Here is an 11,021-nt window from a genome sequence, read left to right on the forward strand (position 1 = left end):
CAACTATCTCGGCTATTCGCACCGCCATTCCGGCCGCGTTACCGTCGGCCTCGGCTACTACGAGGAAGCGCTGCGCATCGACCCGAATTACACGCTGGTGCGCGAATATCTCGGCGAGGCGCATCTGCAGATCGGTGACCTGGCCGGCGCCCAGCAGCAGCTGACGGAGATCGAAAAGCGCACCGGCAAGGGTTCGCGCGAATACGGCATGCTGTCCGAGCAGATCGAACATTTCATGAGGAGCTGATCGGGCACCATGGTTTCTCGAAGCGGCCGCGAGCGATCGCGGCCGTTTTTGTTCGCTCCATTCCACAGCCACCTTCGCTGACAAAAGAAGGGATGATTTTTGCAAAACCGATTTTTGAGCGTGAAAAGCCCGCAAAGATTGCTATATTCAGGGAAATTGCGGTGAAACGGTTCCGTTAGCCCGAGGCTGCCGGACCGTTTTCTTTTTGTACCCAAGGACAAGGCTTCCCCCGAAACGCGGGGGCGGCGGCAGGAAAGGTCAGGCACTATGAACAAGGTCCCGATGACAGGCGAGGGGTTCGCGTCATTGAAGGAAGAACTGCGTTGGCGCCAGCAGGAAGAGCGGCCGCGCATCATCGAGGCGATCTCCGAGGCGCGCTCGCATGGCGACCTGTCCGAAAATGCCGAATACCATGCCGCGAAAGAGGCGCAGAGCCTCAATGAGGGCCGCGTCAACGAGCTCGAGGATTATATCGCGCGCGCCGAGGTGATCGACGTCACCAAGCTCAGCGGCGACAGGGTCAAGTTCGGCGCCACCGTGGTGCTGGTCGACGAGGACACCGAGGAGAAGAAGACCTACCAGATCGTCGGCGACCAGGAAGCCGACGTGAAGTCCGGCCGCATCTCGATCTCTTCGCCCATCGCGCGCGCGCTGATCGGCAAGGAAGTCGGCGACGCCATCGAGGTCAACGCGCCTGGTGGCGCACGCGGGTACGAAATCGTCCAGGTGCAGTTTATCTGAGGGCGTCGGCTGGGTGCGGCTCCGCGCTGACAGGCGCTATTCGCGCGAAGGTTTGCGCCGCCCCTCATTGCCCTGCCGGGCATTTCTCCCCGTATAGTGACGGGGAGAAAGACGCTGTCATCGATGATTTCGCCAAGTGGCTGGCGCCGACCGCGTATTTCAGCCCCTTCTCCCCGTCACTATACGGGGAGAAGATGCCGGCAGGCAGATGAGGGGCGGCGCTAGCCTTTCCAATCGTTCGGTCGAAAAGTCAGTATTTCCGGGTATTTGCCCGGCTAAGCTCTAAAAGTCGTTCCGCTTCCGCCACCACCTGCGCCGGCGTCACGCGCGCGCCGGACGCTGCCAGCAGCGTCGATGCATATTGCCCACGCGGCCCGGTCAAACCCGGTTCAGTTGCCAAAAATACCGCCACCGTCGGCAGGCCGAAGGCGCTGGCGAGGTGGGTCAATCCCGTATCAGCGCCGATGACGAGCGTCGAGCGGCCGAGAATGGCTGCGATGTCGGCCAGCGGCGATTTGGGCAGCACGACCGTGGATGGCACGGCCTTGGCGATCGCTTCGGCCACGGCCTTCTCCCGTTCGTTCGACCAGGTGGTGACCGGCGTCATGCCGCGCTCGACCAGCAGGCGGGCGGTTCCGATCCAGTCCTCGGCAGGCCATTTCTTGTCCTCGCGGCTGGTGCCGTGCAGCAGGAAGGCCGCTTTTCCGTCGATGCCAGCGATCGTGCCCATCGGTGCGACGATGCCGGAGTCGAGCGTCGAAAGATCGGGCCGGTAGCCGAGCGCCAGCCCGAACAGCCGCCTTGTCCGCTCGATGGCGTGCAGGTCGCGCGGCACGGCGTAGGGGACGTCGTAGAACAGCGTCGCCGAGGGTTCGCGCGCGCTCGACCGGTCGAAGCCGGCGATCGGCGCACGCGCCTGGCGTGCCACCAGGGCCGATTTCAGCAGGCCTTGCGCATCGACGACGAGATCATATCGGCAGGCGCGCAAGGCACGGCGCAGGGCCGCCGCCTCGCGCCAGGTGTTCGTGTCGAAGAGGCTCTTTCGCCAGCGCCTCATCGCCACCGTGTGGATGGTGCCGATCGCCGGATGCAGCGCGACGATGCCGGCAAACGCCTCCTCCACGCACCAGTCGAAAGCGATATCGGGCCGCGCGCGGCAGGCATCCTCGAGTGCCGGAAAGGTGTGGATGACATCGCCCATCGACGATGTCTTGACGATCAGCACCTTCATGCCGCGGCCGGAACTTCCAGCAGCCGGTCCGCCGCCGCGGCGACCCGCCCGACTTCCAATGTCTTGAGGCAGTTGAGGTGGCCGAGCGGACAGATTTTCTGGTGGCAAGGCGAGCAGGACAGGCCGAGCCAGACCAGTTCGCGCCGTTCCGCCAGTGGCGGCGTATTTTCAGGCGAGGTCGAGCCGTAGACGGCAACGATCGGCGTGCCGACGGCGGCCGCGACATGCATGAGCCCGCTGTCGTTGGAGACCGCGAGCCGGGCGGCCGCGATCAGGTCGATGGCGTCCTCCAGCCGCGTCTGGCCGGCGAGGTCGACGACGCCGGGGGCCAATGCGGCGATTTCGGCCGTCACGTCGCGGTCGTTCTTCGAGCCGAACAGGGCGACCTTCAGTCCCTTGCCCATGAATTCGCGGGCAAGGCCGGCATAGCTTTCGCTTGGCCAGCGCTTGGCCGGGCCGAACTCGGCACCGGGCATCAGGGCCACGAATTTTTGCGGCGCCAGACCGAAGCGGTCGAGCAGGGCGGCCTGGTTTTTCGCGTCCACGGTCAGCCGGGGTGCGCGGAAACTGCCGCCCTGGGCGAGGCCGAAATAGGCCTGCGCGGTGCGCCGTTTCACGGCGTCGGACAATGGTACGATGTCGGTCAAAAGGCCATAGCGCATTTCGCGCAGATTGCCGAAACGGCGCGGAATGCGGGCAAAGAACGGGATCAGCGCCGACTTCCAGCTGCCTGGCAGCACATAGGCCAAGTCGTAGCGGCCGCGCAGCAGGCGGCCGAAGCGGCGGCGATGGCTGAATTCGAGCGTGCCGGGCTTCAGCGGAAAGTCGATCTGCTGGCGGATCTCCGGCATGCGCTTGACCAGAGGTGCCGCCCAGGCGGGCGCCAGCACATCGATCGCGGCGTTGGGATGGAGCTCCTTCAGCGCCGAGAACAGGCACTGCGCCATCACCATATCGCCCACCCAGCGTGGGCCGATCACGAGGATCGTTGGGCTTTCAGCCATTCGACATAGTCTCTGACGCCGGTTTCTACTGTGCGGAATTGCCCGTTATAGCCGGCCGCGCGCAAGCGGGACATATCAGCCTGGGTGAAACTCTGGTAGCTGCCCTTGAGATGGTCGGGGAATTCTATGAACTCGATCTCGCCCTTGCCCAGCGTGTCGATGACCGTTTCGGCGATGGCGCGGAACGGCTGGGCGCGGCCGGTGCCGCAGTTGAAGATGCCGCTCGCGCCACGCTTCCATAGCCACAGATTGACGTCGGCGACATCGCCGACATGGATGAAATCGCGGCTTTGCTCGCCCGGTCCGAAGCCGTCATGGGCGCCGAACAGCTTCGGATTTTCGCCGCGCTCGACCTGGTTGAACAGATGGAAGGCGACGGAGGCCATGGCGCCCTTATGCGCCTCGCGCGGGCCATAGACATTGAAGTAGCGCAGCCCCGCGACCTGCGAATGATCGCTGTCGAACACGGTGCGCCTGACATAGTCGTCGAAGAGTTTCTTGGAATAGGCATAGACGTTGAGTGGCCGTTCAAACGCCGGCTCCTCACGAAATTCGGATCCGCCGCCATAGACCGAAGCCGAGGAGGCGTAGAGAAAGGGCACGCGCAGCGCCTGGCAGGCATGCAGCAGCTGTTTCGAATAGGCGTAGTTCACGTCCATCATGAACTTGCCGTTCCATTCGGTGGTGGTCGAGCAAGCCCCCTGATGAAAGACTGCCTCGATGCGGCCGAGCGAGCCGGCTTCCATGCGGGCCAGGAAGTCGTCCTTGTCGAGATAGTCGGCAATGCTGAGATCGGCCAAGTTGGCGATCTTGTGGCCGTCGGTCAGGTCGTCGACGACCAGGATGTCGTCATGACCTTCCGCATTGAGCGCGGCGACGATGTTGGAGCCGATCATGCCGGCGCCGCCCGTGACGATGATCATGAAGGCCTCTGGTTGCGTGCGATTCCGGTCCTTATAAGGGAGGCTGGCCGGGCTGTCGACAAAGCAGGATCCGTGATTAGGCCCAAAGCTGCTGTCTAGCGAGTCGCCATAGGCTTCTTGCTGACAATCACGTCAGGGCAGCGCCGCCCCTCATCCGCCTGCCGGCATCTTCTCCCCGTATAGTGACGGGGAGAAGAAACTGGACGCAACCTCGCCGCCTTCTCTTGCAACGTTGAAAATTGGCGAAACCATCGATGACAGCGTCCCTCTCCCCGTCTCTATACGGGGAGAGGATGCCGGCAGGCAGGTGAGGGGCAGCGCCAACGCCAGAAAAAGGTCATAGGTCGAATTCGAAGACACCCAACATTTGTGGTATCGCCAAAACGGAGACGAAGGGCTGAAGTTAGTAAGCGCTGCCTGTCATAGACCCAACGACAAAGGAACAAAAAATGCCGTCGACCGAACTGCTGATCGCGTTTTTCGCCACCACGGCGATCTTCGCCTATATTCCGGGTCCGGCCATGCTCTACGCCGCCGCGCAGACCATGGCGCGCGGACGCTGGTCGGGGCTGACGGCGGCACTCGGCATTCACCTCGGCGGCTATGTGCATGTCTTTGCCGCCGCCGCCGGCCTGTCGGTGCTGTTCCATGCCGTTCCGCCGCTCTACATGGCGGTCAAGCTGGTCGGCGCGCTGTACCTGATCTGGCTCGGCATCTCGCTGTTTCGCAAGCGCGTGGAGGGCGACGTGGCGCTGCCGGCGATCGAGCGCAAATCGGCTTGCCGAGCGTTCTTCGAGAGCATCGCCGTCGAGGTGCTCAATCCCAAGACCGCGATATTCTTCATGGCGTTTCTGCCGCAGTTCATCGATGCCTCCGCGGCCTTGCCGGTGTGGCTGCAATTCGTCGTGCTGGGCACCATCGTCAACCTGATGTTCTCCTCGGCCGATGTCGTGTGCGTGTTCCTGGCCGGCCTGGTGATCGGCCGGCTGCGCCGTTCGAGCCGGGCGCAGCGGCTGATGCAGCGGGCCGGCGGTGCGGTGCTGGTCGGGCTCGGCGTCCACGTCGCCCTGCAGAAAACCTGACCGGTCCGAGTTTGCCTCCGCCCCGGCGTTGCGCTGCGCCGAATTGCGGTATATCGGCAGGCATGACCGACCGGCCTCGCAAATCTGGTGTTTCGACCTATCTGAGATCGGCGTTTCCCGCGCGTGGCAGATGACATGATCAAGCACAATCCGCCTTCTCCCGAGCCCCTGCACCGCGCCATCGCGCGCTTCGGCGACATCGCCGTGCTGGTGGTCGGCGACTTCATCCTCGACCGCTTCGTCAATGGCGTCATCGAGCGGATTTCGCCGGAAGCGCCGATCCCGGTGCTGCACGGGCGCGGCGAAAGCTCGGCCATGGGTGGCGCCGGCAATGTCGTGGCCAACATCGTCTCGCTTGGCGCGCGCGCCATTCCGGTCTCGGTGATCGGCACTGATCCCGCCGGCGACAGCCTGGCGCGGATCCTGGGCGAGCTTGGCGCAGAGACAGCTGGCCTTTCACAGCAGCGCGGCCGCATGACCTCGTCGAAGAGCCGCTTCAGCGCGCTCAACCAGCAGGTGCTGCGCTTCGACGAAGAAGAGATCAGGCCGCTCGGCGAGGCGGAACGGGCTGAGCTGATCCGCCGTTTCCGGGACGCGCTGCAACAGGCGGACATCGTCATCCTGTCCGATTACGGCAAGGGCATCTTGCTGGACGGCGTCGCCGCCGAACTGATCGCCATCTGCCGGGAGGCGGGCAAGCCGGTGCTTGTCGACCCGAAGGGCCGCGACTATGCGCGCTATGCCGGCGCGACCGCCGTCACCCCCAACCGCAAGGAGCTCGGCGAGGCCGTCGGCCATGCGGTGTTCGCCGATGACGAGATCGTGGCGGCGGCGCGGGAACTGATTTCGGCGCACGGCTTCGACTTCGTCGTCGCCACGCGCAGCGAAAAGGGCATGAGCGTGGTCGGCCCCGAGGAGGCGCGCCACATCGCCACCCAGGCGCGCGAGGTGTTCGACGTCTCGGGCGCCGGCGATACGGTGATCGCGACCTTCGCGCTGGCGCTTGCAGCCGGCGCCGATCCTGTCGCCGCGGCCTCCATCGCCAACGCCGCCGGCGGCGTCGTGGTCGGCAAGCGCGGCACCGCGCGGCTGAGCGTCGAGGAACTCACCGGCGCCCTGTTCCGATCGCATGGTCCGACCGCCCACAAGGACGCTATTCTCGACGCCGCCTCGGCCGCGCGCATGGTGACGGCATGGAAGGCGGAGGGGCTGAGCGTCGGCTTCACCAATGGCTGCTTCGACATCCTGCATGCCGGCCATGTCAGCCTGCTTCACGCGGCGCGCAGCCAGTGCGACCGGCTGGTGCTCGGCCTCAACAGCGATGCTTCCGTGCGGCGGCTGAAAGGGCCGGGCCGCCCGGTCAACGACCAGCATGACCGCGCCTGCGTGCTCGCCGCGCTCGCTTCCGTCGATGCCGTGGTGGTGTTCGAGGAGGATACGCCGCTGGCGCTGATCGAAGCGCTTCTGCCCGACATACTGGTCAAGGGCGCCGACTACACGATCGACACCGTGGTCGGCGCCGATGTGGTGCAGAAGGCGGGCGGCCGCGTCGTGCTGGTCGACCTCGTCGCCGGCAAGAGCACCACCGGCACGATCGGCAAACTGCGCGCCGGCGGCGCCACCAACTGAGGGATCTCATGTCCGAATTGAACGACTATCTGGTCCGCTCGGCGGCCGCCATCACTGCCACGGTCGAGCGAGATCTGACCAGCGAGATGGAGCGTGCGGCGAGTGCCGTCGTGTCGGCGCTTTCCTCCGGAAAGGCCTTGCTGGTCTGCGGCAATGGCGGCTCGGCCAGCGACGCCATCCATATCGCCACCGAACTGGTCGGCCGCTTCCTGAAGGAGCGCAAGGCCTACAATGTGATTGCGCTGCCGGCCAATGCCGGGATGCTGACCGCCTGGGGCAATGATTACGGCTTCGACACGGTGTTTTCACGCCAGGTCGAAGCGCATGGGGCCGCAGGCGGCGTGCTTCTGGCGATCTCGACCAGCGGCAATTCGCCGAGCATCCTTGCCGCCGCCGAACAGGCGCGCATGATGGACATGACGGTGATCAGCCTGACCGGCGACACCGGTGGCAAGCTGAAGCCGCTCACCGACATCCTGCTCAACGTACCTTCGACCTCGACGCCGATCATCCAGCAAGGCCATTTGTGCCTCTATCACTATCTGTGCGAGGTGGTCGAAGCGCGCCTGTCGAATGGCTGACGGGATCGGGACGCCGCACCCGCTGACCGAACCGGGGCTCTGGGTGGAGCGGATCGGCGGCCGGGTTTTCCCGGTACGCTCGCCGGCGCTGTTCCTCGACCGCGACGGCACCATCAATGTCGACACCGACTATCCCAGCGATCCGGCCGAGATCGAGCTCAGGCCACGGATGCTGCCGGCGATCGCCGCCGCCAACCGGAGGGGGATACCGGTGATCGTCGTCACCAACCAGTCCGGCATCGCGCGCGGCTATTTCGGCTGGGACGTTTTCGCCAAGGTGAACGCCCGCGTGGTCGAGTTGCTGAACGGGCAGGGTGTGTTCGTCGACATGGTGCTGGCCTGCGCCTATCACGAGGCTGGCGTCGGGCATCTCGCTGTTGCCGATCATCCGATGCGCAAGCCCAATCCGGGCATGCTGATCGAGGCGGGCAGGCGCCTTGATCTCGATCTCCAGCGCTCCCTGATGGTCGGCGACAAGCTGGCCGACATGCAGGCGGGCCAACGCGCGGGCCTGGCGCAGGGCTGGCTGGTCGACGGTGAGGGGGCACTTCAGCCTGGCTTCGCCATCAGGCGCTTGCATGACGACCGCGATCTCGGCGGCCTGCTCGCGGCCGTGGAGACGCTCGGTCGGGACCGCGGCCTGCCGGCCTAGGCCTTATCGTCGCGCTGCGAGGCTTCGTAGAGCTTGGCCTCGGTGGCGAAGGAATAGATCATCACCGACATCGAGTAGACGAAGCCGTGGCGGCCGCACAGGAAGTAGCGCTTGGCCAGGTAGAATTTCAGGAAGTTGCCGAACGGTGACAGTACCAGCCGCACCAGGCCGGGCTTCTTGCCTTTCTCGACCAGCGTGACCGCCTTGAGGCTGGAATAGGCGTTGGCCCGGGCAAGATCCTCCTCGACCGATATTTCACGGCGATGCAGCAAGACACCGTCCTCGATCGTGTCGGTCTCGCCCGGCACGCGAACGGATTCATGCACCCGCGCGGTGAGATCCATGGTGGCGCCTTCCCTGCGGAAAAGCCTGAGCAGCCTGTTGTGCAGGACCCAGCGATGGGCATAGCCGTAGCCCTTCAGCCAGTCGCGGCGGCGCATGTACCATCCGCTGGCCTTGCCGCCGGCCGCCTGGGTGATGGCCACGATCGACTGCCGCAGCCGGCCGTCGACGCGCTCGTCCGGGTCGATCGAAAGGCACCAGGGCTGGTTGGCATGGTCGAGCGCGAATTGCCGCTGGCGGGGGAACCCCGGCCAGTCATTGTGCAGCAGCGTTATCGGATAGCCCTTGGCGATATAGCTTTTCACGCATTCGACGGTGCCGTCCGTCGAGCCGGAATCGACGATGATGATCTCGGCGCAGAAATCGATGCTTTCCAGGCACGGGCCGATCATATCGGCCTCGTTCACGCAGATGATGAGCGCCGAGACCGGGCTTGCAAAACGGGTCATGGTCCCCTTCTCATGCGGATTCTTCCGGATTTCACGTGCTCGCGCCATCTGTTCTCAAGCAATTCCGGGCGGAAAACCGTTACACATTTTTTCTGGAATGGCTTGAGAAACCAGTCAAGCGCCCAGTCAAGCAGTGAAGTCCGGCAGAGCCGTTCAGCCTTGTATATCAACGTCTTTCGAATACCAACGCGGCGCCGGTGTGGCGAAGGTCAGGAATTCGCCTATCGCGCGGGCGTCGGCTGGCCTCAGGGTCGCTCGAACGACACCAAACCCTCATCCTTGACGCGACGAATGGTGAGCGCGGTGCGCACCGTGTCGACGTTCGGCGTCGAGGTCAGTTCCTCGATGACGAAGGCCTGGAAGCTGCCGAGGTCGCTTGCCACGCAATGCAGCAGGAAATCGGACTCGCCCGACACCATCCAGGCATCGCGTACGATCGGCCAGCCGCGCGTGCGGTCGGCGAAGATGCGCAGTTCGGCATCGGCCTGGTGATGCAGCCCGACCAGGCAAAAGGCGACGACATCGAGGCCGAGCGCCGGGGCGTTGAGCAGCGCGCGATAGCCACGGATGATACCGGCTTCCTCCAGCCGCTTGACCCGGCGCAGGCAGGGCGGGGCCGAAATGCCGACGCGGTTCGAGAGCTCGACATTGGTCATGCGCCCGTCCGACTGAAGCTCGCGCAGGATCTTCCAGTCGATGGCGTCAAGATCGGCCTTGAGGGGCATTAGGGTTCTCGATGATCAGTGTGGCGCAAGAATCTTTCGCGATTTTGTAATTAAACGACTTTTGTGTCGAAGCCAGCCCTCGTCGACGCGATTTTGGACAGGTAACGAAAAGCGCTGATCGCGCGAATATCCACACGGGCCGAAGCTTTCCGGGGACGACGGTCCGCTCGTCTTGCTGGCGTGGCTGGCAGCCCTTACATTAAGCGCGACATTCCACGTCTTTTTCCAAGGCACACTCGTGTCCGCCCCGCAGAGGCTCCAAATGACCACCAAGCATGCGCCCGTTCTCATCATCGGTTCCGGTCCGGCCGGCTATACGGCGGCGGTCTATGCCGCGCGCGCCATGCTGAAGCCGATGCTCGTCGCCGGCCTGCAGCAGGGCGGTCAGCTGATGATCACCACGGACGTCGAAAACTATCCCGGCTTCGCCGACCCGATCCAGGGGCCGTGGCTGATGGAGCAGATGCTCAAGCAGGCCGAGCATGTCGGCACTGACATCATCAACGACATCATCACCGAGGTCGACCTCAATGTGCGGCCGTTCCGCGCCAAGGGCGATTCCGGCACGACCTACACGGCCGACGCGTTGATCATCGCCACCGGCGCACAAGCCAAGTGGCTGGGCATTCCCACCGAGCAGGACTTCATGGGCTTCGGCGTTTCGGCCTGCGCCACCTGCGACGGCTTCTTCTATCGCGGCAAGGATGTCGCGGTGGTCGGCGGCGGCAATTCGGCGGTGGAAGAGGCGCTCTATCTGTCCAACCTCGCCAAGAGCGTCACCGTCATTCACAGGCGCTCGGACTTCCGTGCCGAGCGCATCCTGCGCGAGCGGCTGTTGAAGAAGGACAATGTCCGCGTCATCTGGGACACGATCGTCGACGAGATCACCGGCCGCCCCGGCAAGGCACCGCTGCCGCCTTCGGTGGAGGGGCTGAAGCTCAGGCATGCCGTGACCGGTGCCGAGAGCCACCTCAAGGTCGACGGCGTCTTCGTGGCCATCGGCCATGCGCCCGCGGTCGAGCTGTTCGCCGGCAAGCTGAAGCAGAAGCCGAACGGCTATCTGTGGACAGCGCCGGATTCGACGCGCACCGACGTGCCTGGCGTGTTCGCGGCCGGCGACGTGGCCGACGATATCTACCGTCAGGCAGTGACGGCGGCGGGGCTCGGCTGCATGGCCGCGCTCGAAGCGGAAAAGTATCTGGCCGGCATCGAGGTGCATCGCGAGGCAGCGGAATAGGCGGCTCGCAAAACTGTTAAAAAAACGGCTTAGAAGCGCCGTGTAAAAGCCTGATTTTTCATTCAATCGCCAACCGGAACGAGGGGAAATCATGGCGTTGGACTGGGACAAGCTACGCGTGTTTCACGCTGCGGCGGAAGCGGGGTCGTTTACGCATGCGGCCGAGACGCTGCATCTG

13 protein-coding genes are annotated in these 11,021 nt (G+C 64.4%); 8 read left to right on the forward strand and 5 right to left on the reverse strand.

Translation table 11 applies throughout. The features are described 5' to 3' along the window. The coding region (locus tag EOA36_RS14915; protein WP_145969176.1) for a tetratricopeptide repeat protein at positions 1 to 247 on the forward strand (247 nt) is incomplete at its 5' end. 267 nt (positions 248 to 514) lie between these two features. Continuing rightward, positions 515 to 988 (forward strand): transcription elongation factor GreA, encoded by a 474-nt coding sequence (greA, locus tag EOA36_RS14920; protein ID WP_127278279.1) that lies wholly within the window; start codon positions 515 to 517, stop codon positions 986 to 988. Positions 989 to 1,238: 250 nt separating this feature from the next. Here greA and waaC read toward each other — a convergent pair whose 3' ends face one another. The 3 genes from waaC to rfaD are packed head-to-tail and all read right to left on the reverse strand — an operon-like array spanning position 1,239 to position 4,146. Next, entirely contained in the window at positions 1,239 to 2,219 is a 981-nt protein-coding gene (waaC, locus tag EOA36_RS14930) for a lipopolysaccharide heptosyltransferase I (protein ID WP_127278280.1), read from the reverse strand. Beyond that, positions 2,216 to 3,223, reverse strand: coding sequence for a lipopolysaccharide heptosyltransferase II (waaF, locus tag EOA36_RS14935; RefSeq protein ID WP_127278281.1), 1,008 nt, complete (start codon positions 3,221 to 3,223; stop codon positions 2,216 to 2,218). Before waaF ends, waaC begins: the two co-directional genes overlap by 4 nt. Continuing rightward, on the reverse strand, positions 3,196 to 4,146 hold the full coding sequence (gene rfaD / locus EOA36_RS14940) for an ADP-glyceromanno-heptose 6-epimerase (RefSeq protein ID WP_127278282.1): 951 nt from the start codon (positions 4,144 to 4,146) through the stop codon (positions 3,196 to 3,198). Before rfaD ends, waaF begins: the two co-directional genes overlap by 28 nt. Before the next feature lie 449 nt (positions 4,147 to 4,595). Here rfaD and EOA36_RS14950 point away from each other — a divergent pair, with 449 nt between their 5' ends. From EOA36_RS14950 to gmhB, 4 genes are all read left to right on the forward strand, one after another. Next, positions 4,596 to 5,228 carry a LysE family translocator gene (locus EOA36_RS14950; RefSeq protein WP_127278283.1) on the forward strand — a complete coding sequence of 211 codons (633 nt, stop codon included), beginning with the start codon at positions 4,596 to 4,598 and terminating at the stop codon, positions 5,226 to 5,228. A 135-nt stretch (positions 5,229 to 5,363) separates the two neighbouring features. Continuing rightward, complete coding sequence (gene rfaE1 / locus EOA36_RS14955; protein WP_127278284.1) at positions 5,364 to 6,857, forward strand: D-glycero-beta-D-manno-heptose-7-phosphate kinase; 1,494 nt, start codon at positions 5,364 to 5,366, stop codon at positions 6,855 to 6,857. Between the two features lie 8 nt (positions 6,858 to 6,865). Further along, positions 6,866 to 7,438 carry an SIS domain-containing protein gene (locus EOA36_RS14960; protein WP_127278285.1) on the forward strand — a complete coding sequence of 191 codons (573 nt, stop codon included), beginning with the start codon at positions 6,866 to 6,868 and terminating at the stop codon, positions 7,436 to 7,438. Continuing rightward, positions 7,431 to 8,090 (forward strand): D-glycero-beta-D-manno-heptose 1,7-bisphosphate 7-phosphatase, encoded by a 660-nt coding sequence (gene gmhB / locus EOA36_RS14965; RefSeq protein WP_127278286.1) that lies wholly within the window; start codon positions 7,431 to 7,433, stop codon positions 8,088 to 8,090. Before EOA36_RS14960 ends, gmhB begins: the two co-directional genes overlap by 8 nt. Here gmhB and EOA36_RS14970 read toward each other — a convergent pair. Together EOA36_RS14970 and EOA36_RS14975 are read right to left on the reverse strand one after the other, a co-directional pair. Next, positions 8,087 to 8,881 carry a glycosyltransferase family 2 protein gene (locus EOA36_RS14970; protein WP_127278287.1) on the reverse strand — a complete coding sequence of 265 codons (795 nt, stop codon included), beginning with the start codon at positions 8,879 to 8,881 and terminating at the stop codon, positions 8,087 to 8,089. The two genes, gmhB and EOA36_RS14970, sit on opposite strands and share 4 nt — an antisense overlap. 245 nt (positions 8,882 to 9,126) lie before the next feature. Beyond that, positions 9,127 to 9,606 (reverse strand): Lrp/AsnC family transcriptional regulator, encoded by a 480-nt coding sequence (locus tag EOA36_RS14975; RefSeq protein WP_127278288.1) that lies wholly within the window; start codon positions 9,604 to 9,606, stop codon positions 9,127 to 9,129. Positions 9,607 to 9,868: 262 nt separating this feature from the next. Here EOA36_RS14975 and trxB point away from each other — a divergent pair, with 262 nt between their 5' ends. Together trxB and EOA36_RS14985 are read left to right on the forward strand one after the other, a co-directional pair. After that, complete coding sequence (trxB, locus tag EOA36_RS14980) at positions 9,869 to 10,843, forward strand: thioredoxin-disulfide reductase (protein ID WP_127278289.1); 975 nt, start codon at positions 9,869 to 9,871, stop codon at positions 10,841 to 10,843. A 91-nt stretch (positions 10,844 to 10,934) separates the two neighbouring features. Then, positions 10,935 to 11,021: LysR family transcriptional regulator (locus EOA36_RS14985; protein ID WP_145969177.1), on the forward strand; the 87-nt coding region annotated here is incomplete at its 3' end.

Origin of the sequence: Mesorhizobium sp. M8A.F.Ca.ET.021.01.1.1 (assembly GCF_003998025.1) — a bacterium.
Classification (GTDB): Bacteria; Pseudomonadota; Alphaproteobacteria; order Rhizobiales; family Rhizobiaceae; genus Mesorhizobium.